A 22,327-nucleotide genomic window follows, 5' to 3' on the forward strand; every position below is an offset into this window, starting at 1 on the left:
AGTAATTAAATCTTAATCGTCAGCGTATACTTTTTCATCTTTTTCATGTTTTTCTTGAGCTGCAATACAAAGATCAGCAACAGGTCTTGCCATTAATCTTTTTAATCCAATTGGTTCGGCAGTTTCAGCACAAAAACCGTAAGTACCATTTTTAACTCTTAATAATGCATGATCGATTTTGGAAATTAATTTAATTTGTCTATTAATCGCTTTCATCTCTACAGTTTTATCTGTGTAAGAACTTGCTTGGTCGACAATATCAGCTGAAACACTATTATCATCCATTGATCCATGGTAAAGTGCTTCATTATTAGCCTTTACTAATTCCTTTTTCCATTCAGTAAGTTTTATTTTAAAAAATGATAAGTGCTTATCACACATATATTTTTCAGTATCCCTGGGGATATAATTCTTTGAAATTTTAATTGGTGATTTTACTTTTTTTTCAGTAACAGCAACTTTTTTAATTGTTTTAGTAAGCCTTTTGATTGTGGTCGTAACTTTTTTTGCTTTAGGTGTTGTTTTTTTAGTTGATGATTTTGAGATTTTAGGCATATATATAAAATTTTGTGGCCGAAGTATATTCAGCAATAAATAGGTGTCAAGTAAGCTTAATTCATATAAATTCTATCAAATGTCACCTAATAAAAAAAATATACAAAATTTATTTTACATTTTTATTACGGCTCATTTAATTTTATGGACTTTAATACCATCATTAACAAATAATAATTTACCACTTGATACAATTGAAGCTTTAGCTTGGGGAAGTAATTTTGATTGGGGTTTTAATAAACATCCACCAGTAAGTGCTTTTTTTACTGAAATTTTTTATCAAATATTTGGATCACAAGATTGGGCTTATTATTTTTTAAGTCAAATATTTGTAGTCATTGCTTTTGTTGTTGTATTTAAATTTGCAGAGGGATTACTTAAAAACAAAACTTTGAGCTTAATTTCTGTACTTTTATTAGAAGGTATTTATTTTTATAATTTTACCACTCCAGAATTTAATGTAAATGTTTGCCAGTTACCTTTCTGGGCTTTGTGTGTTTATTATTCTTGGAAACTATTTGACAAGCAAGAAGTAACTTTTAAAGATTGTTTTTGGCTGGGAGTATTTTCAGCAATAGGATTTTTATCAAAATATCTTTTTATTTATCTTTTAATTACAATTGATCTATTATTTTTTTATATTATTTTTATAAAGAAATATAAAAAATTTGATTTTAAATATCTAATTTCTGTAGAAGTTTTTATTGTTTTACTAGTTCCACATCTAATTTGGTTAACTAATAATGATTATATAACTATTACCTACGGATTAGCCAGAACTGGATTAGAGAACTCAAGTTTACTAGATCATATAATTTATCCATTAATATTTTTAGGTAAACAAACTGGAATATTAATTCCATTTTTTATTATGTCATTCCTCTTAGTTCAAAAATTTAAATTTAAAATTTCTTTAAAGGATAAAAAATTATTATTCTTGATATTTATTAATTTAGTTCCAATAGGCTTAATGTTTTTAACTTCAATATTAACTGGATCTAAAATAAGAACAATGTGGATGACACCATTTTATTTATTCTTTGGTGTTTTAATTGTCTATGTGTTTCAAGCACAAATAAATCTTAAAAAATTAAATAGATTTATCTCAGCGTTTTTAATTTTATTTATTTTTTCGCCTTTTGCTTATGCATACATTTCAATTAATGAAACGGATAAGAGAACTGACTACAACGGTGCTACTGTAGCATTTATAGTGGAATCTGAATGGAAAGATTATACAGATACAAATATTGTATCTATAGTTGGAGATGAGTGGTTAGGAGGTAATTTAGTATACCACTTAAAATCAAGACCAAAATGGTATGATACATCAAAAAATACTTTGAGTTTAAAAGGTGGATTTATTTTGGTAAACCATCCCAAGGTCAATTGTAATGCATCTTTTGAACCTATTTTAAAATCAATAAAATTTGTTGCTTATGACATTGAACATTGCTTTGTGATGTACAGAAACCTAAAATAAATGAATAAAATTAAAATATTAATTCCTATTTATAATGACTGGCAGTCAGTTTTTAAGTTATTGGAGAATATTAACTCAGAAGTTTTAAAGTTAGATGCTGAGTTTTCAGTGGTAATAGTCAACGATGCATCCACTGAAAACAGACCAGAGTTTTCAACTAATTTAGGTAATCTTAAATCAATTCAAGTCCTAAATATGAAAGAAAATAGGGGGCACGCAAGATGTAATGCCACCGGGCTAAAACACATTAATGAAAAAGAACAATTTGATTATGTAATTCCAATGGATGGTGATGGAGAGGATAGACCAGAAGAACTTAGTTTGTTAATTGAAAAGATTAAAGAATATCCGGATACAGTTATTACAGCTGAAAGAGTAAAAAGATCTGAAGGATTCATATTTAAGTTTTGTTATTCAGCTCATAAGTATTTGACTCTAATTTTTACAGGACAAACAATCAAATATGGTAATTACACATGTCTCCCTAAGTCTGTGGTTAATGAAATGGTTAATGAATCTGCAACATGGAGTAGTTTTTCAGGATCATTAGCAAAAATAATCAAAGATAAAAAATCTGTTCCATCTGAGAGGGGTACACGTTATTTTGGACCATCAAAAATGAGTTTTATTAATTTATTAAAACACTCTCTTTCAATTATTGCAGTTTTTAAATCAACTTTATTAGTTAGATCTATATTATTCTTAATCGCCTACTTATTTTTAGTTATAGGAAGAATATCAATTATTACATTAATACCTGTCATCGGAGTTATCATGATGATGATTTTTGTGATCATATTGTCTAGAAGAGAAAATGTAGCAGAATTTAATAACTCTTTAGATAATATTGAAAAAATAGATACACTTAAGTAATGTCTTTGTTAAATCAAAAAGATATAGACCTCCTTGCACAAAAAATTTTAGAAGACTATGATTTAAAAGATCCTGGAAAGATATTTAAGAATAAAATACAGATAAATAATACTGAAGCCTTACTTATTCAGTCAACTGTTTCTAAATTAAGAAAAAAAAGGGGAGAGGAAACTATTGGTTATAAGATAGGATGTGTTTTGAAAGAAACTCAAAAGAAAATGGGTTTTACTCAACCTGCTTGGGGAACACTTTGGCAAAAGGAATTACATACTAGTGGAGTATCATTAAATAAAAAAGATTATTCAAACCCTGCAATGGAGGCAGAATTTGGAATTATATTAAATCGTGATTTAAAACCCGAACTTATTTCTTTTGAATACATATTAGAATCTATTGAATCTATTTACCCCCTAATAGAGATTCATAATTTAGTTTTTTATGGAGGTGCTCCTTATGGAGCAGAACTTCTTGCAAACAACGCTATTCATGCTGGGGTTATTTTAGGGCCTGAAAATAAATTTCCTAAAAATAATCAGTCTACCGACCTAAAACTTATTTATGATAAAGAAATAGTAGATGCCTGGTTTGATAAAGAGTGGCCTCATGATATGTTATCCGAAGTAGTTTGGTTAGTTAAGGAACAGGCTAAGCTTAATAATATTTTGAAAAAAGGTGATTTGATATTAACTGGTGCATATGGATTTCCAGTTCCAATTAATGAAAAAAAAGTAATAGAAGTTACATCATCAGCATTTGGTGATGTAAAAGCAATATTTGACTAAATAGCCTTTATTATTGGTAACGAATGAAAGTCAGCCGTATCTATCTTTGAGGAGTGGTCTCTTCTCATATTCCACTTTTTGTTGACCCCAGCACTAGCCAAACTTAATGTTGATCGGCCATATCTGTAATTTGTACTATCAATAGATCTCATTAAACCTTTAATTTTCTCATCTTTTTCTGATGAGAATAAGTTTTTGCTACCATCTGAGCTAACTAAGCCAGTTAAAGTTATCCCTGCCTTTTGATATCTGTATCCATTTATAAAGATTTCATTTAATGCACTCAAAGCAGTTTTAACTATTTCAATACTGTTATTTGTGGCAATTGGAAAATCTATAGTTTTAGCATTAGAATAATAAACTCCTCTATTTTGGAAAGGACTTGTTCTAACAGACACAGTAATTGATTTTGCAATTAACGACTCTGACCTAATTTTTTCTGAAGCATTTAAACAGTAACTTGCAACTGCTTCTTGAAGTTCTTGAAATTTTTCAACTCTAGTACCAAATGATCTTGATACCACACAACTTTTTCTTTTTGAAGTTTTGGTTTCTAATGGAATACAGGGAATACTTCTAAGCTCCAATGCAGTTCTAGAACTTAAAACATTGGAACTTTTTTTAATCCAAGTGTTTGACATGTTCTTTAATTGTTTAGCATTGTAAATTCCATTTTGGTGATAAAATTTTGTCATCTGCTTACCAACCCCCCATACATCATTAATATCTATTTTTTCTAATAGTGGATCAATATTTTCAATTCCTATTAAGTTGGTTACACCAGATTGCTTTTTCTTCGCTATATGATTTGCAATCTTGCTTAGTGTTTTTGTTTTTGCAATACCAATGCTTGTAGGTATCCCTGTCCACTGTAAAACAATGCTTCTAATTTCTTTTCCAACATCCTCAACTTCATCGTCAGGATAATTACTTAAATCTAAAAAAGCTTCATCAATAGAATATATTTCTAATTCAGGGTTAAATCTTTTTAGAGTTCTCATTACTCTTCTAGATAAATCTCCATATAAAGAATAGTTTGAAGAAAATACATAAACTTTATTTTTAAGCATTATATCTTTAGCTTTAAAGTAAGGCTCTCCCATTTTTATACCAAGGGCTTTTGCTTCAGTTGATCTTGAAATTATACAGCCATCATTATTGGATAAAACGACCACAGGTTTATTTCTAATTTTAGGATTAAATAACCTTTCACAAGAAACATAAAATGAATTACAATCTACTAATGCTATTTTTTTAGTACGTTGAATGGATAACATAAGTCACAACCCCCCAAATGAATACTTCAGACTCATCACCAATGATTATTTTATCTTCAATATTTTTTGAACCAGATGTTAAAAATTGACCATCTTTAGATTTAACAAAACTTTTAACAACTAACTCGTCATGAACATTTGCAACAACGGTTGAAAAATTTTTAGGCTTTAAACTTCTATCAATAACCAATAAGTCACCATCATAAATACCAACATCAGTCATTGATTTTCCCTGGACTCTAATGATGAAGGTGGCAGGAACATTTTTGATTAGATGAACATTAAGATCTACATCTTCTTCAATGTAATCTGTTGCTGGAGACGGAAAGCCAGCACCTGCTTTATGAAGATAAAAGGGAATAGTTAGTTTCATGTTCTTGTTTTGTTCTTATTTATAGACCAGTTATACAATACACGCAAGAGATTGTATTTTGAGTCTGTAACTGAATCAAAGGTGAATCAAAAGGTGAACATCCAAACTATATTTTGTGCTCTTGTGGATAACTTCAACCAGGGATAGGTTAAAAACAATGAATTTTTTTTCCTTAATTATATTTACAATACTTTTTTTTTCTAACCTAACTTACGCTGATCAACACAAAACAAAATTTAGAGATATCAAAGGATATAAAGAACAGTTTCTTTCAATGTCTTATAAAAAAACTAATAGGATAAAAACTGTTAAAAAAAGTGATGGGTTTCCAGTTTATGAGGGAAAAACAAGTATTCAAGTTACAGTTAATAGGGAAGACGCAGGTTGCGGAAAGGGAAAGGCTCAAACAACACAAATTCAATGTGATGGCAAAGGCAACAGAAGTAGACAAGAAATACATCTTGGTGATTTAAGATTAAAAAATAAAGAATATATTTACGAGTATGCAGTTTACTTTGATGAAAGTTATAAAAGTTTAGAAAAAGGGGCAGTAGCAATTATTGGTCAAATGCATACCGATAACAAAGCAAAAGGTTGTCACAGTTGTTGTCATTTTTGGGCACAAGATTTTAAATATAAAGGAGAAAATGTTTATAGCTGGGTAAGTAAAGCAGCTTATTCATCTGAACCAGTTGTTATAGGAAAAATTGAGGACTTGAAGGGAAAATGGACGCATTTAAAATTTCATATTTTATGGAAATTAGATGAAACAGGTAGAGCAATAATATATAAAAATAATAAGATTATTGCAGATTTAAAAAACATAAAAACTTTGGCAGACACATGTACTGGTGGGTATATTAAAATGGGTATATATAGACATAGGACTATAAATTATTGGAATTCTGATTGGGAAAGTTTACCAGATCAAAGAGTTTACTTAGATAGTATTGTTTTAAGAAAACCAAAAAAAGAGGAAAGGATAAAAAATAAGTGAAAAAACTTACTTGCCACTGCAAAGCTGTAGAAGCAGAAATAAATATAGATGGAGATTTAGCTAAAGTAATTAAATGTAATTGTTCTATTTGTAAAAGAAAAGGAGCAATTATGTCGATGGTAAAAAATGAAGATTTTAAAATTGTAAAAGGTGAAGATAAATTAAAACTTTATCAGTTTCATTCAAAAGTTGCTAAACATTATTTTTGTTCTATGTGTGGAATTTACACACATCACAATCCAAGGATCAATCCTGCAATGACAGGATTTAATCTAGGCTGTATTGATGAAATAAATACTTTTGATTTAAAAGATATTGCTGTAAATGATGGTCAAAATCATCCTCTTGATAATAAATAATTTTTTATGCATCAAGTTAACAATTGTTTTATTAAAGTAAAAAAAGACTGTCTTAAATTTATTACATCTCAAGAAACAAAGAGAGACAAATTTAGAAATAAAGACAAGATGATTAAATCTTTTTTAATTCCAGTAAGTTTTTGGATAGCAAAGAGAGCTAATAAGAAAAAACCTCTTATGATAGGTTTGGCAGGAGGTCAGGGCTCAGGTAAAACTACTATCTCATCAATTTTAACTTTAATTTTACAAAAGTATTTTAAATTAAAAGTTTTTAAAGTTTCAATTGATGATTTTTATAAGACAAGAAAAGATAGAAAATTATTATCTAAAAATAAGCACCCTTTATTAATGACAAGAGGAGTTCCAGGAACTCATGACGTAGATTTAATGTTAAAATTTTTTAAAAAAGTTAAGTCAAAGAGCTTTAAAAACCTAACAGTTCCAAAGTTTAATAAGTCAATTGACGACCGCTATAATAAGAGTTTATGGTATAAACTTAAATCTAAACCTGACCTAATAATTTTTGAAGGCTGGTGTGTTGGTGCAAGAGCCCAAACAAGTAAACAGCTAAAAAAATCAATTAATCTACTAGAGAAAGTTTATGACAAAGACACCAAATGGAGAACTTATGTTAATAATCAATTGAAAAAAAAATATAAGGTATTATTTAAACAATTAGATGGATTGTTGTATTTAAAAGCAAAAAATTTCAATTTATTAAAAAAGTGGAGACTAAAACAAGAGAGGAAGCTTTGGGTACAAACAAAGAATAAAAAGAACTTAAAGATTATGAGTAATGGAGAAGTAATAAATTTTATGCAAACCTATCAAAGAATAACTCAACAAATGTTTGAAGATGCTATAAAAATTTCATCTATAATTATGAATTTAAATAGTAATCATCAAATTCAAACTATAAAATTTAAAAAATAATGAAAAAAGTATTATTAACATTATTAACTTTAATTTTGGTTAGTCAAAAAGTTTTTGCAGCTTCATTATCAGAAGCATTACTTCAAGCTTATATTAATAATCCAGAATTAAATGCAGAAAGAGAAAATATTCAAGTTTCAAAAGAAGATTTTAATATATCAAAAAGTAAATTTTTACCAACTATCACTCTTTCAGCTACCAAGAGCCAAGAAAATACAGAAAAACTAACTGATAGAAGCGGAACAAACTCTACTTTCACAGATGTTGATCCTGAAAGTGAATCAATAGTTATAGAGCAAAAAATATTTCAGGGATTTGCGGGTGTAGCTGGCATAGAAAAAAGCAAAATCGGAATAAATTTAGCTGATGCAAGACTTTTAAAAGTAGAACAAGAGATTTTATATAAAGCTGTAGAAGCTTACTCAGGATTAATATTTGCAAATGAAAAATTTAAGATCAATCAATACAATTTTAATTTATTGGAAAGACAAGTAGAAGCAGACCAAGCAAGATTAGAGAGAGGTCAAATTACTTTTGCAGATTTGGCACAGTCTGAGTCATCACTTGCTGGCTCTCAAGCAAAATTCATTCAAGCAAGAAATGAAGTTGTTACAGCTAAATTATTTTATGAGAAAATAATAGGTCCAATTAATAATCTTAATAGTTTAGATGAAAATTTAGACTTAAATTTTGAAATTCCACAGGATTTAGATAAAGCAATTGATATTTCAAAGATAAATAATCCAAACTTAATTATATCTAAACTTGAATACGAACAATCAGAGAAAGATGTAACAATTGCAAGATCAGAACTTTCTCCTTCTGCAACCTTATCTTTCAATAGCTCAAGAACAGATGACACAAGTTCGACAATTAATGAAAGAGATAAAGAGATATTAAAAGCAACAATTTCTTGGCCAATTTTTAGTGGTGGTAAAAATACTGCTTCTTTAAATAGAAGTAAAAATTTAAAAAATAGAAATAAATTATTGCTTGATAATGCTATAAAAACAAACCAAACTAATGTTGCAAGTGCATGGTCAAACTTACAGTCTTCAAAAAGTTTATTAAATTCTGTTGAGTTACAAGTAAAAGCTGCAGAAATTGCAAATGAAGGAATTACAGTCGAATATGAATCTGGCATTGGAAGATCAACGCTGGATGTTATTCAATCAAACTCAATTTTGTTAAATTCAAAAATAAGCCTTGCAAACTCTAAAAGAAATTATTTACTCTCAAAGTTTAGTTTACTCCAGTCGGTAGGTCTCCTAAACAGTAATTATCTAAAACTTCAGTAATTTAGGCATTTTTTTAATAAAAAATTTAACTATTGCAAATAAGAACAAAATGTGTACATTTAATACACGATTCGAACACTAATTATTTAATAAAAAAGGCATAAAATGACTAAAAACAACTTAAAAGTGGTAAAAACTACAAAAGCACAACAAGCAGAAGGTGGCGAAAAAAATAAAGCATTAGATGCTGCAATAGCACAAATTACTGACAACTTTGGAAAAGGCTCTGTAATGAAACTTGGCCAAAGAAGAGCTATGGATGTTGAGTCAGTGTCAACAGGATCATTAAGTTTAGATGTGGCTCTTGGAATAGGTGGACTACCTAAGGGAAGAGTAGTTGAAGTTTATGGACCAGAGTCATCTGGAAAAACAACCTTAGCTTTACAAGTAGTAGCAGAAGCTCAAAAAGCTGGTGGAATATGTGCATTTATAGACGCAGAACATGCTTTAGACCCAGTGTATGCAAAAAAACTTGGTGTGGATACTGAAGAATTATTAATTTCACAACCAGATACTGGTGAACAAGCATTAGAAATAGCTGATACATTGGTTAAATCAGGTTCCATTTCTGTAATTGTTGTTGATTCTGTTGCCGCATTAACTCCTAGAGCAGAAATTGAAGGGGAAATGGGAGATCACCATGTAGGACTTCAATCAAGATTAATGAGTCAAGCTTTAAGAAAGTTAACAGGTTCAATCTCGAGCACAAATACTATGATGATTTTCATTAACCAAATTAGAATGAAAATTGGAGTAATGTTTGGAAGTCCAGAAACTACTTCAGGTGGAAATGCACTTAAGTTTTATTCATCTGTAAGAATGGATATTAGGAGAATTGGTGCAATTAAAAATGGTGATGAGATTATCGGTAACTCAACACGGGTTAAGGTAGTTAAAAATAAAGTAGCACCTCCATTTAAAGTTGTAGAATTTGACCTTATGTATGGAAAAGGAATTAGTAAAGTTGGTGAGCTAGTTGACCTTGGAGCAAAAGCCGGAATAGTTGAAAAATCTGGTGCATGGTATGCATACAAAGGTGAAAAAATTGGACAGGGCAGAGAAAATGCTAAAATATTCCTAGAAGAAAACTCTAAAATTGCTGCAGAAATTGAAATGGCAATAAGAGAAAAAGCTGGAGTAATAGCAAAAAAAATTGAGGGAAATCCACTTGATCCAGAAAAAGCTGCAAAAGATCAAATAGAAGACCCTAAGGTGGAAACTGAAGAAGAAATTACACCACCAAAAAAGAATTAGTTAAAGTAAAGTCATCTTTAATTATTAAAAGGCGCTTAATTTAAGCGCCTTTTTTCCCTTACACTTATATAGACATCAAATAAAAAAGCTGTATTTTAAAAATATGGCTGACAAATCTTTAAATGAAATAAGAGATACATTTTTAAATTATTTTAAAAAAAATGATCATAAAATAGTTGAGTCTAGTAATTTAGTTCCAAATAATGATCCAACATTAATGTTCGCAAATTCTGGTATGGTCCAGTTTAAAAATGTATTTACTGGACTGGAAAAAAGAGATTATGCTAGAGCTACTACTTCACAAAAGTGTGTACGTGCAGGAGGTAAGCACAATGATCTTGAAAATGTAGGCTATACACCAAGACACCATACTTTTTTTGAAATGCTTGGAAACTTCTCATTTGGAGATTATTTCAAAGAAGAGGCAATTACCTATGCGTGGAATTTAATAACTAAAGAATTTGGAATTGACAAAAACCGACTTTATGTAACAGTTTATCATGATGATGAAAAAGCTTTTAATTATTGGAAGAAAATAGCTGGTTTTAGCGATGATAGAATAATCAAAATAGCAACATCTGATAATTTTTGGTCTATGGGTGACACAGGACCTTGTGGCCCGTGCTCTGAAATTTTTTATGATCATGGAGATCATTTGGAAGGTGGATTACCTGGTACAAAAAATGAAGACGGCAACCGATTCATTGAGATATGGAATTTAGTATTTATGCAATACGAACAAATCTCAAAAGTTAAAAGAATAAATCTACCAAAACCTTCTGTTGATACGGGTATGGGTCTTGAAAGAGTAGTGGCATTATTGCAAGGAACACATGATAACTATGAAACCGATCATTTTAAAAAATTGATTCAATCAGCCTCAGATACATTAAATATTAAAGTAAATGAAGCTAATCAATCTAGCTTTAGAGTAATAGCTGATCATTTGCGTGCAAGTTCATTTTTATTAGCAGAAGGAGTTTTGCCATCAAATGAAGGTAGGGGTTATGTACTTAGAAGAATTATGAGACGCGGAATGAGACATTCTCATTTATTGGGATCTAAGAAACCAATTTTCTATGATATTTTTAAAACTTTATTAGAGGAAATGTCCTATAATTATCCAGAATTAGAAAGAGCACAGTCCTTAATAAAAGAAACTTTAAAAACAGAAGAGGAAAAATTTTTAGTTTTACTAGATAGAGGAATAAAAATTTTAAACGAGGAACTAGAAAAAGTAAAAAAAGTATTACCAGGTGAAGTTGCTTTCAAACTTTACGATACTTATGGTTTCCCATTGGATTTAACTCAAGATATTTTAAAAAATAAATCATTAACTATTGATGGTAATAAATTCGATTTTTTGATGAAAGAAAGTAAAGAGCTTGCAAAAAAAAATTGGAAAGGATCAGGTGATAGCTCGGTTGATCAAATATGGTTCGATATAAAAAATCGTTTAGGAGCAACTGATTTTTTAGGTTATGCCACAGATAAAGCTCAAGGTGTAATAACCTTAATCCTTAAAAAAAATAAAGAGGCTCAAAATCTTCAAGAAACTGATGAAGGAATAATAATTACAAATCAAACTCCTTTTTATGGAGAATCTGGAGGACAGGTAGCTGATACAGGAACAATTTCTAATGAAAATTTTGAATTTGAAGTATCTGATGTTCAAAAAAAATTAGGAGATTTATTTGTACATTATGGAAAAGTTAAAAAAGGGTCAATCGAACTAAATGATAGTGTCGAACTAAAAATAGATATTGAAAGAAGAAATAATATTAGAGCTTATCATTCTGCTACTCATTTATTACACGAGTCGTTAAGAAGAGTTTTAGGAAAACATGTAACTCAAAAAGGATCATTAGTTGAATCTGATCGATTAAGGTTTGACTTTAGTCATATGAAACCTATCTCAGAAGAAGAAATTACAAAAATTGAATTTTATGTGAACTTAATAATTGAAAAAAAATCTGAGGTAAAAACAAGAATAATGACACCCAAAAAGGCGGTTGAGAATGGTGCCTTAGCTTTATTTGGAGAAAAATATGGTGATGAGGTAAGAGTTTTGTCCATGGGTGATGAAGATGGTCAATTTTTTTCAACAGAGTTATGTGGAGGAACACACGTTTTAAATACATCGGATATTGGAAAATTTAAAATAATTAGTCAATCCTCTATTGCTGCTGGTGTAAGGAGAGTTGAAGCATTAAGAGATAGACAATTAGAAGATTTTTTAAAAGATAAAGAAAACCAATCCAATTTGTCTAGCCAAAAGAATGAAACAACTTTAAAAGACCTAATATCAAAAATTATTCAATTAGGTGGAAAGCCTAATCTTAAAAATAAGGACCAGGCAGTATTAATAAAAGAACTTAATAAACAATATAACCAACTTTCTGTTGGCTCAATCTTAAGTGATAAAGCAAAAAATAAAATTAACGATCAAATTATTAATGGAATTAAAGTAAGGTTTCAAAATATTTCAGATTTACCATTTAAAGATTTGCGTAGATTAATTGATGAGGGAAAAAAGGAAATTGGTGAAGGATTAATAATAATTTATGCGATCAATGATAATAAAGTTGGATTAGCTGTAGGTGTCACTAAAACATTAATAAGTAAGTTTGATGCTGTAAAGATTGTTAGAGCAGGTTCAGAAGTTATAGGTGGAAAAGGTGGAGGAGGAAGGGCTGACTTTGCACAAGCTGGTGGAACATTACCTAATAAAATTCAGGAGTCCTTTGAAAATATTAAAAAATTGATTAGTTAAGTTTTTTTTTAAGACTACCATCTAATTCATCTAAAAATTGATTGGTAGTTAAATAATTGCTAGAAGGGCCAATTAAAATTGCTAAGTCTTTTGTCATAGATCCATTTTCAACACAATCTATACAAACTTTCTCAAGTGTCGTTGCAAATTTAATTAAGTTTTCATTACCATCTAATTTACCCCTGTGAGCTAAACCTCTAGTCCAAGCAAAAATTGAAGCAATAGGGTTAGTAGAAGTTTCTTTACCTTGTTGATGCATCCTATAATGTCTAGTTACAGTTCCATGGGCTGCTTCAGCTTCCATAGTTTTTCCATCAGGAGCAAGAAGAACACTTGTCATTAAACCTAATGATCCATAACCTTGAGCTACGGTATCTGATTGAACATCACCATCATAATTTTTGCACGCCCATATATACTTGCCGCTCCATTTCATAGCACAGGCAACCATGTCATCGATTAATCTATGCTCATACGTAATATTAAGCTTTTCAAAATCTGTTTTAAATTCATTGTCAAATATTTGTTGGAATATATCTTTGAACCTACCATCATAAGTTTTTAAAATAGTGTTTTTGGTAGAAAGATAAACAGGCCATTTTTTAATTATACCGTAATTAAAACAAGATCTTGCAAAATCTTCTATGGATTTATCTAGATTATACATTGATAAGGCAATCCCAGGTCCAGGAAAATTAAAGACTTCATATTTAATCTCATTACTACCATCTTCTGATGTCCATTTAACTTCCATTATTCCTTTTCCAGGTACTTTAAAATCTGTTGCTCGATATTGATCACCAAAGGCATGTCTTCCAATAATCAAAGGATCGGTCCAAGTGGGAACAAGTTTTGGAATATTTTTACAAATTATAGGCTCTCTAAATACTGTTCCTCCAAGAATATTTCTAATAGTTCCATTTGGCGACCTCCACATTTTTTTTAATTTAAATTCTTGAACACGTGCTTCGTCTGGAGTGATAGTTGCACATTTAATGCCTACATTGTGCTCTTTGATAGCTTTAGCCGAGTCTATTGTTATTTGATCGCCTGTATTATCTCGGCTACTCATACCAAGATCATAGTATTTAATGTCTAAATCTAAATAAGGTAAAATCAGCTTTCCTTTAATGAATTCCCATATGACTCTTGTCATTTCGTCACCATCTAGTTCTACAATCGAATTTTTAACCTTTATTTTAGCCATAAATGAATAATATATATTAGTAATTGTAATTTAGTGCTTTATATACATATTAATAAAAAATTATCAAATAGAAGCTTATGTTAGAGAAAATTTTTCCAAAAATTCATACAGAAGGTTATAAATTTTTAGCAATAGCTATTCTTTCAACATTTTTTTTGTATTTCATAAGTATCTTTTTAGGAGTGATTGGTTTTGTACTATCTATATGGGTCTATTATTTTTTTAGAGATCCTGAACGAATTTCAATAAATGATGACAATTATTTAACAAGTCCAGCTGATGGTGAAGTTTTAATGGTGCATGAAGTAGATGGACCGATAGAGCTAGGCCTAGAAGATAAAAAATTTACTAAGATAAGTATTTTTATGAATGTTTTTGATTGTCATGTTAATAGAACACCATGCGAAGGTAAAATTTCAGAAATACTTTATAAACCAGGAAAATTTTTAAATGCATCATTAGATAAGGCCAGTGAACACAATGAGAGAAATTATTACAAAATATTGAATAATCATGGCGAAGACATAATTGTTGTTCAAATTGCAGGTTTAATTGCCAGAAGAATTGTTTGTGAGTCCACCAAAGATCAACAGCTACATCAAGGTGAAAGAATTGGAATGATTAGATTCGGGAGTAGAGCAGATGTATATTTTGAAAATTATAAAACTTTAGTAAAAGTAGGGCAAAAAACAATTGCTGGTGAAACACTATTAGCTAAAAGGTAGCTCATGGAACAACCAAAAAATAATTTTAAAATTGTATCAGATAAAAAAACAAGGATGCTTTTACCTAATGCATTAACACTAATTAATATTTGTATTGGATTAAGTTCAATTAAATTTGCACTAGATCAAAAATTTGAATTATCCATTATTGCTATAATTTTTGCTGCAATATTTGATGCATTAGATGGTAGAGTCGCAAGAATGTTAAAAGGAACCTCATTAGTCGGAAAAGAATTAGATTCTTTAGCAGATTTAATTAGCTTTGGTGTGGCCCCTGCTTTTATAATGTATTTTTGGTCACTTAATAATTTTGGAAAATTTGGATGGTTGCTTACAATGATTTATGTTGTTTGTGTTGCTTTAAGACTTGCAAGATTTAATGTGAGCTCAAGCTCAGAACCTTCATGGAGAGATGAATTTTTTGAAGGCATACCCTCACCGGCTGGTGGTATATTAATATTAATGCCATTAATATTAAGTTTGAGTGAAATAAATATAGTTAAAGTAAATTATGACGTTGTAGTACCAACATTTTTTATTTTAATTTCATTTTTTTTGATTAGCAAGATTCCAACATTCGCATTTAAAAAAATTTCAATTCCACGCCGTATGACAATTTTTGCATTATTTGGAATTGTATTATTTTTTGGACTTTTATTAATATATACTTTTAAAGTTTTATTAGTTTGTGGATTAATTTATATTTGCTTAATACCCATTGGATATTACAATTATAAAAAGATTAATAAGCAAAAAACTTTAGATGGTGAAAATAATGATAACGAAGACCCTGAAGATATACTCTAGATGAGAAAAAATGTAATAGTATCTCTTGCTGATTCAAATTATTTTGAATTGCTAAATGAATTAGTTGACTCTATTAAGAGTTTTGAGAAAAGCAAAGATACAGCAATTTGTATTTTAGATGCTGGGTTGTCTGAGCAGCAAAAAAATATATTGTCAAAAAAAGTTGATGAGATTAAATCAGCAGAGTGGGACATTGATGTTCCAGAATTTAAAGTTAAAGGGCGTGAATGGTTAAAGAGTCAAGTTTCAAGAGCTTTTTTACCCAAATATTTTCCTAATTATGAAAAATATTTATGGATCGATTGTGATGCATGGGTCAACAATTGGGATTCTGTAGAGCTATATTATAAAGCCTGTGAAGATGGTAAATTAGGGATCACTCAAACATTGGGACCTGGATACAAGATAATGTCAAAAGTGAATTGGTTATTTGGAAAACTAGCAATAATTAAATCTCAAAATTTTAAACATGCAGTAAAATCAAAAATAGGAATAAACAAAGCAAGAAAACTAGCTTTCGCGCCGCATATAAATATTGGTGTTTTCTCTTTGGAAAAAAATTCTCCAGGTTGGTTATCATGGCAGAAAAATCTCGAACAGACTTTAAAAAGTGGAAATATTTTTGGATCAGAAGGTCTAGCCATAAATATGTCAGTATACATAGATGAATTAGAAACAGAATTTTTACCGTTAAATTGTAATTGGATTGCTAGTAACCTACTACCAAAATTTGATGAAATTAAAGATACTTTTGTTGAACCATACTTACCAAATTATAAAATAGGAATTATGCACTTAGCTGCTGGATTATGGGATGGTGATAAAGATATGAGATTGAATAAAGAAGTCAAAATTAGGATTCAATCTATTAAAAAAGAAGTTTTATTTAAAAGTTTAAGATTTGGTCGTTAATTGAAAAAGAATAAAATATCTAAAAATTGGATTAATAAACAAAAAAGAGATATTTACGTTAGACAGTCTCAAGTAGATGGTTATAGAGCAAGATCAGCTTATAAATTAAAAGAAATTGATGAAAAATTTAAAATATTTAAAAATGGAATATCAGTTATTGATCTCGGTGCATCTCCAGGAAGTTGGTCTCAATATATATCAAGAACTGTAAAGAGTGGAAGGTTAGTGTCAATTGATTTAAAAGATATGGAAAAGATTGATAACACAGTTCAAATAAAAAGTGATTTTACTGAGATAGATTCTCAAAAAAAAATAAAAAGTTTTTTTAATTCAAAAGTTGATGTAGTTGTGTCTGACATGGCAGTTAATACAACAGGTATAAAAGATATAGATGCAATTTATACTGGTGAGTTAGCAATGGAAGCAATGAATTTCTCTAGAGATATATTGGTTAAAAAAGGACGTTTTGTCTCTAAAATTTTTTTAGGCTCATCTTTCAATGAAATTGTAGCTTTAGGAAAAAAAATATTTAAAGAAGTTAAGGTTTTTAAACCTAAATCTAGCAGAAAAGAATCTAAAGAAAGTTTTATTATTTGTAAAAACTTAAGATAGAGACTTTTTTTTCAAAAGGAATCATATATAAAAGATTATGGATCCTATAAAAGAAGCACTAACCTTTGATGATGTTACAATGGCACCAAAATACTCTGAAGTTTTACCTTCTGAAGTAAGTACTGCTACTAAACTATCTTCGAACTTAACTTTAAAAATTCCTTTATTATCATCAGCAATGGATACAGTCACTGAAAGTAAAATGGCTATAGCTATAGCTAAAGCAGGTGGGATAGGTGTCATACATAGAAACTTAAATATCGAAAAACAAATTGAAGAAATTAAAAAAGTAAAAAAATTAAAATTACTAGTTGGTGCGGCTGTTGGAGCTGGCCCATCAGAACTTAAAAGAGCTAAAGCAATTTTAAAAGAAAAAGTAGATTTAATTGTAGTAGATACAGCACATGGACACAGCAAAAAAGTTGCAGAAATAATAAAAGAAATAAGAATAAATAGAACCAAAAGAACAACATTATGTGCTGGAAATATAGCAACAGCTGATGCAGCAAAATTTTTAATAAAATTAGGAGTAGATATTGTTAAGGTCGGGATTGGACCTGGATCAATTTGCACAACTAGACTTGTAGCTGGAATTGGTGTGCCTCAACTTAGTGCAATACTGGAAGTCAAAAAAGGTATAAAAAATAATAAAACAAAAATTATTTCAGATGGTGGAATTAAATATTCAGGTGATATTGCTAAAGCACTATCAGCAGGAGCAGATGCTGTAATGATTGGCTCACTATTTGCTGGTAGTACAGAAACGCCTGGTAAATTAATAAAAAAAAATGGTAAACTATTTAAAAGTTTTAGAGGCATGGGATCTGTTGGAGCGATGAACAAAGGATCAGCCGACAGATATTTTCAAACAAAACAAAAAGATGTATCTAAATATGTTCCTGAAGGAGTAGAGGGTTTTGCAAAATATAAAGGAGATGTTAAAAAAATAATTTATAAATTAATTGGTGGTCTAAAATCATCCATGGGATACTTGGGTGCAAAACAAGTTCATAATCTTAAAATTAAACCTAATTTTGTAAAAATTACCAAAGCAGGTTTTTATGAGAGTATGGTTCATAATGTTGATGAAATTAAAAATGATAATAAATATTAATGTTAAAAATAATTAAATTAATCTCAATTTTTTTTATAGCTTTAAATCTAGTAAATTCTGTAATAGCTGAGAATAATTTTTTTGAAGAAGCTAAAGTAAAATATAATGAAAAAAAATATGAAGAATCTAAATTTTTATTTCAAAGAAATATAGTTTTTAATCCTAAAGATCATAAATCATATTTATATTTAGCAAAAATTTATAAATTAGAAGAGAACAAGAGAGAAGAAGAAAAAAATGTTAAGACAGTTATTTTATTAGATCCAAAAAATGAAGAAGCAAATTACTTATTAATAAATATAGAACTTAAGAAATCTAATTATTCAAAAGTTAAAGAATTAGTAGAAAATTTTACTAAAATTTGTAACAAGTTATGTAATAAAAAAATTTTGATTTTGGAATCCTTAAAGAATTTAGAACCTAAAAATGAGTCTTAGTAATAATTTAAGCAAAATTTTAATAATAGATTTTGGTTCACAATTTACCCAGCTAATTGCAAGAAGAATAAGAGAATTTGGGGTTTTTACAGAAATTATTAGCCATAAAAAAATAAACATTAACAATATTATTAAACAAAATATAAGTGGTATAATTCTTTCTGGTGGTCCCCTTAATGTTTATGAAAATGATAAATTTAATTTTGATAAGAATATTTTAAAATATGGTTTACCTATATTAGGGATATGTTTTGGACATCAGATATTATCAAAAGAATTAGGTGGAAGAGTTAAAAAATCAAAACATAGAGAGTTTGGACTTGCGACTATCAAAAAAGTTTCTAATAGTGTTTTAACAAAAAATTTTTTTAATAAAAAAAATATAAGTAATGTTTGGATGAGTCATGCAGATCAAGTATCAAAAATGCCAAAAAATTTTAAAATTATTGCTTCTACAAAGAATTCTAAATTAACTATAATTGAAAATTCTAGAGATAATTTTTATGGTGTTCAATTTCACCCTGAAGTAACACATACAAAAAAAGGTAAAATTTTATTACGTAATTTTATTTTTCAAATATGCAAAATTAAAAGAAATTGGTCTCCTAAGGATCAAAAAATAAAACTAATTAAAGAAATTAAAAAACAAGTTGGTGATAATAAAGTTATTTGTGGTCTCTCTGGTGGAGTTGATAGCAGTGTGGTGGCACAATTATTAAGTAAAGCAATTGGTAAAAACTTAAAGTGTATATTTGTAAACAATGGCCTGTTAAGAAAAAATGAAGAAACACAAGTGGTTAATACATTTAAAAAAAAATTAAAGATAGACTTAATCTATGTGAATGCAGAAAAAGAATTTATTAAAAGTCTAACCAACATATCTGACCCTGAAAAAAAACGAAAAATAATCGGAAACTTATTTATAAAAATATTTGAAAGGTATGCGAAAAAAATTAAAAATGTTAGATTTCTTGCACAAGGGACTTTATACCCAGATTTAATTGAAAGTAAATCAGTAACTGGCAGTCAAACCTCAAAAATAAAATCACACCACAACGTAGGTGGTTTACCAAAAAGAATGAAATTGGAACTGGTAGAACCTCTTAAATTTTTATTTAAAGATGAAGTAAGAAAATTAGGATTAGAACTTAATTTATCAAAAGATATAATATCTAGACACCCATTTCCAGGACCTGGTTTAGCAATAAGAATGCCAGGTGTCATAACTAGTGAAAAAATTAAAATTTTGAAAGAGGCAGATTTTTATTTTATTAATGCTTTAAAAGAGTGTGGATTGTATCATAAAATTTGGCAAGCTTATGCAGCTTTACTACCAGTAAAGACAGTAGGTGTTATGGGGGATAATCGTACCTATGAGCACATCTGTTTACTTAGAGCAATTACATCTGAAGACGGCATGACAGCTGACTTCTTTAATTTCCCCAAGGGTTTTATGCAATCAGTTTCTAACCAAATTATTAATAATATTAGAGGTATTAATAGAGTAGTTTATGATGTCACCTCAAAACCACCTAGTACTATTGAATTAGAGTAAGTATTTATTGTAGAATGAGAATTTAAAAATAAGGATGTATTAATGGAAAGCAAATTTTTAAAAATTCTTAATAAGAAAAATAGATCAAAGATTGTTTGTTTAACTGCCTACTCTAAAAATATTGCAAAAATTATAGACAATCATAGTGATATTGTTTTAGTTGGAGACTTTTTAGGGTCCGTTTTGTATAACTATAAATCCACAAAAAGTGTAACGATTGATATGATGATTGAACATTCTAAAAGTGTAAGAAAGGGAGTAAAAAAAAGCCTCATGGTTGTTGATATGCCACATAACACTTATAGAAATAGTAACGAAGCTTTAAAAAATGCAAAAAAAATTATTCAAAAAACAAAATGTGATGCTGTTAAGTTAGAAGGAGGAAAAAAGATTTACCATATGATTAAAGTATTGGTTAAAAATAAAATTCCGGTAATGGGTCATTTGGGCGTTCTTCCTCAGTCTGCTAAAAGTTTTAAAGCAAAGGGAAAAAAATTATCTGAGAGAAATAATCTATTAAAAGACGCTAAAGTTTTAGAGGAACTAGGTGTGTTTTCTATTGTATTAGAATGTGTAGAAAGTTCATTGGCAAAAGAAATTACAAAAAACATACGTATTCCAACTATTGGGATTGGTGCTTCAATTCATTGTGATGGACAAGTTTTAGTTACTGATGATTTAATTGGATTAAATCCAATAAAAGTTAGGTTTGTTAAGAGATTTGCAAATATTACAAAAGAAATAAACACTGCTATAGTTAAATATAAAAATGAAGTTAAAAATAAGAAGTTTCCTAAAAAAGTTAATAGTTTTTAAAATATGAATTTTAGCAAAGAAGAATTTAAAACTAGATTAAAGAAGGTACAAAATTCTATGCAAGTTAAAGGCATTGAATTATTGATCACTCATGATACAGCCAACATGAATTATCTTACTGGTTATGATGCTTGGTCATTTTATTATGCACAAGCAGTAGTAGTTCATGTTAATGCTGAAGAACCATTGTGTTGGGTTAGAAAACAAGACGCAGGTGGTGCTTATATAAAAACATATTTAAAAAATGAAAATATTTTAGTTTATGACGAAAAATATATCCACACATGGCCACTTCACCCTTATGATAACCTTGTGGATATTATTAAAGAAAAAAAATGGGATAAACTTACAATAGGTTTAGAAATGGATAGTCATTATTTTACTGCCTATTGTTATGAGAAAATAAAACAAGGATTACCAAACGCAAAACTTAAAGACTCTGAAAGATTAGTCAATTGGGCACGAGTCATAAAATCTGATTCTGAAATAGAACTTATGAAAATAGCAGCACTTATTTCTGAAAAAGGAATGAAAACAGCAATTGAAGCAATAAATCCTGGTGTAAGACAATGTGACGCCGTTGGTGAAATTCAAAAAACTTTATTTTATGGAACTCCAGAGTTTGGTGGAGAATACTCTAGTATAGCAACTCTATTACCAACAGGGAAAGGTACTTCAGCATCTCATTTAACAGCCACTCAAGATAAATTTGTTGAGGGGGAAGCAACAATAATTGAGCTTTCGGGTACATACCAAAGATATCATTGTCCAATGGCCAGAACAGTTTTGCTTGGAAAGCCTGACCAATTAAAAATTGATACTATGAGCAAAACAAATGAGGCATTACAGGCTGGTATTGATGCTGCAAAACCAGGAAATACAGCAGATGATGTTGCACAAGCTTTTTGGAAAATACTAGATAAATATAAAATAGAAAAAACATCAAGAACCGGCTATTCAATAGGAATTGGTTATCCGCCAGACTGGGGTGAACACACTTTGAATATATCGAAAGGAGATATGACAATTTTAGAACCAAATGTTACTTTTCACATGATAGCAGTTATGCAATTTGGAGATTGGGGCGTAGAAGCTTCGGAAGCAATCAGAATAACTGACAAAGGGTGCGAATTATTCTGTGATTTCTCAAAAGATTTACACATTAAATAGTTGAAATAAAAAAAC

General features: G+C 29.2%; 22 protein-coding genes. 18 read left to right on the plus strand and 4 right to left on the minus strand.

Features of this window, described 5'->3' with window-relative positions:
* Positions 1–12: 12 nt before the first annotated feature.
* Positions 13–555 (minus strand): TraR/DksA family transcriptional regulator, encoded by a 543-nt coding sequence (locus ABXT56_RS01225; protein ID WP_415300510.1) that lies wholly within the window; start codon positions 553–555, stop codon positions 13–15.
* Between the two features lie 79 nt (positions 556–634).
* Between ABXT56_RS01225 and ABXT56_RS01230 the strand changes: the two genes are divergently transcribed.
* Genes ABXT56_RS01230 through ABXT56_RS01240 form a run of 3 tightly spaced genes read left to right on the plus strand, consistent with a single transcriptional unit; the run spans position 635 to position 3,693 of the window.
* Positions 635–2,038, plus strand: a complete 1,404-nt coding sequence (locus ABXT56_RS01230) for a glycosyltransferase family 39 protein (RefSeq protein ID WP_415300512.1) — start codon at positions 635–637, stop codon at positions 2,036–2,038.
* Entirely contained in the window at positions 2,039–2,911 is an 873-nt protein-coding gene (locus ABXT56_RS01235; protein WP_415300514.1) for a glycosyltransferase family 2 protein, read from the plus strand.
* Entirely contained in the window at positions 2,911–3,693 is a 783-nt protein-coding gene (locus ABXT56_RS01240) for a hypothetical protein (protein WP_415300516.1), read from the plus strand. The genes ABXT56_RS01235 and ABXT56_RS01240 overlap by 1 nt, the downstream gene beginning before the upstream one ends.
* Here ABXT56_RS01240 and ABXT56_RS01245 read toward each other — a convergent pair.
* Both ABXT56_RS01245 and ABXT56_RS01250 read right to left on the minus strand, forming a co-directional pair.
* Positions 3,690–4,970, minus strand: a complete 1,281-nt coding sequence (locus tag ABXT56_RS01245) for a Y-family DNA polymerase (RefSeq protein ID WP_415300518.1) — start codon at positions 4,968–4,970, stop codon at positions 3,690–3,692. The two genes, ABXT56_RS01240 and ABXT56_RS01245, sit on opposite strands and share 4 nt — an antisense overlap.
* Positions 4,948–5,343, minus strand: coding sequence for a LexA family protein (locus tag ABXT56_RS01250; protein ID WP_415300520.1), 396 nt, complete (start codon positions 5,341–5,343; stop codon positions 4,948–4,950). Before ABXT56_RS01250 ends, ABXT56_RS01245 begins: the two co-directional genes overlap by 23 nt.
* 157 nt (positions 5,344–5,500) lie before the next feature.
* Between ABXT56_RS01250 and ABXT56_RS01255 the strand changes: the two genes are divergently transcribed.
* The 6 genes from ABXT56_RS01255 to alaS all read left to right on the plus strand — a co-directional run bounded on the left by ABXT56_RS01255 (position 5,501) and on the right by alaS (position 12,957).
* Entirely contained in the window at positions 5,501–6,340 is an 840-nt protein-coding gene (locus tag ABXT56_RS01255) for a heparin lyase I family protein (RefSeq protein WP_415300522.1), read from the plus strand.
* Positions 6,337–6,699, plus strand: a complete 363-nt coding sequence (locus tag ABXT56_RS01260) for a GFA family protein (protein WP_415300524.1) — start codon at positions 6,337–6,339, stop codon at positions 6,697–6,699. Before ABXT56_RS01255 ends, ABXT56_RS01260 begins: the two co-directional genes overlap by 4 nt.
* Before the next feature lie 6 nt (positions 6,700–6,705).
* A complete protein-coding gene (locus ABXT56_RS01265; protein WP_415300526.1) occupies positions 6,706–7,632 on the plus strand; it encodes a uridine kinase in 927 nt (308 codons plus the stop codon).
* Complete coding sequence (locus ABXT56_RS01270; protein ID WP_415300528.1) at positions 7,632–8,930, plus strand: TolC family outer membrane protein; 1,299 nt, start codon at positions 7,632–7,634, stop codon at positions 8,928–8,930. Before ABXT56_RS01265 ends, ABXT56_RS01270 begins: the two co-directional genes overlap by 1 nt.
* A gap of 105 nt (positions 8,931–9,035) precedes the next feature.
* A complete protein-coding gene (gene recA / locus ABXT56_RS01275; protein WP_415300530.1) occupies positions 9,036–10,184 on the plus strand; it encodes a recombinase RecA in 1,149 nt (382 codons plus the stop codon).
* Positions 10,185–10,287: 103 nt separating this feature from the next.
* Positions 10,288–12,957, plus strand: a complete 2,670-nt coding sequence (gene alaS, locus ABXT56_RS01280) for an alanine--tRNA ligase (protein WP_415300532.1) — start codon at positions 10,288–10,290, stop codon at positions 12,955–12,957.
* On the opposite strand, the gene ABXT56_RS01285 is transcribed toward alaS, so the two are convergent.
* A complete protein-coding gene (locus ABXT56_RS01285; protein WP_415300533.1) occupies positions 12,950–14,164 on the minus strand; it encodes an NADP-dependent isocitrate dehydrogenase in 1,215 nt (404 codons plus the stop codon). The genes alaS and ABXT56_RS01285 overlap by 8 nt on opposite strands.
* Before the next feature lie 77 nt (positions 14,165–14,241).
* Between ABXT56_RS01285 and ABXT56_RS01290 the strand changes: the two genes are divergently transcribed.
* The 9 genes from ABXT56_RS01290 to ABXT56_RS01330 are packed head-to-tail and all read left to right on the plus strand — an operon-like array spanning position 14,242 to position 22,312.
* Positions 14,242–14,889 carry a phosphatidylserine decarboxylase gene (locus tag ABXT56_RS01290; protein ID WP_415300535.1) on the plus strand — a complete coding sequence of 216 codons (648 nt, stop codon included), beginning with the start codon at positions 14,242–14,244 and terminating at the stop codon, positions 14,887–14,889.
* 3 nt (positions 14,890–14,892) lie between these two features.
* Positions 14,893–15,696 (plus strand): CDP-diacylglycerol--serine O-phosphatidyltransferase, encoded by an 804-nt coding sequence (pssA, locus tag ABXT56_RS01295; RefSeq protein WP_415300537.1) that lies wholly within the window; start codon positions 14,893–14,895, stop codon positions 15,694–15,696.
* A complete protein-coding gene (locus ABXT56_RS01300; protein WP_415300539.1) occupies positions 15,697–16,608 on the plus strand; it encodes a glycosyltransferase in 912 nt (303 codons plus the stop codon).
* A complete protein-coding gene (locus tag ABXT56_RS01305; RefSeq protein ID WP_415300541.1) occupies positions 16,609–17,220 on the plus strand; it encodes an RlmE family RNA methyltransferase in 612 nt (203 codons plus the stop codon). It begins immediately after the preceding gene.
* 37 nt (positions 17,221–17,257) lie between these two features.
* Positions 17,258–18,334: an IMP dehydrogenase gene (gene guaB, locus ABXT56_RS01310; RefSeq protein WP_415300543.1), complete on the plus strand. Its 1,077-nt coding sequence runs from the start codon at positions 17,258–17,260 to the stop codon at positions 18,332–18,334.
* Positions 18,334–18,771, plus strand: a complete 438-nt coding sequence (locus ABXT56_RS01315) for a tetratricopeptide repeat protein (protein WP_415300545.1) — start codon at positions 18,334–18,336, stop codon at positions 18,769–18,771. Before guaB ends, ABXT56_RS01315 begins: the two co-directional genes overlap by 1 nt.
* Complete coding sequence (gene guaA, locus ABXT56_RS01320; protein WP_415300547.1) at positions 18,761–20,326, plus strand: glutamine-hydrolyzing GMP synthase; 1,566 nt, start codon at positions 18,761–18,763, stop codon at positions 20,324–20,326. Before ABXT56_RS01315 ends, guaA begins: the two co-directional genes overlap by 11 nt.
* A gap of 42 nt (positions 20,327–20,368) precedes the next feature.
* Positions 20,369–21,142: a 3-methyl-2-oxobutanoate hydroxymethyltransferase gene (gene panB / locus ABXT56_RS01325; RefSeq protein WP_415300549.1), complete on the plus strand. Its 774-nt coding sequence runs from the start codon at positions 20,369–20,371 to the stop codon at positions 21,140–21,142.
* Between the two features lie 3 nt (positions 21,143–21,145).
* The gene (locus ABXT56_RS01330; RefSeq protein ID WP_415300551.1) at positions 21,146–22,312 is read left to right on the plus strand and encodes a M24 family metallopeptidase; all 1,167 of its coding nucleotides are present in this window, start codon (positions 21,146–21,148) and stop codon (positions 22,310–22,312) included.
* The last annotated feature ends 15 nt before the right edge of the window (positions 22,313–22,327 follow it).

Origin of the sequence: Candidatus Pelagibacter sp. Uisw_134_02 (assembly GCF_047720265.1) — a bacterium.
In the GTDB taxonomy this organism is placed as follows: domain Bacteria; phylum Pseudomonadota; class Alphaproteobacteria; order Pelagibacterales; family Pelagibacteraceae; genus Pelagibacter.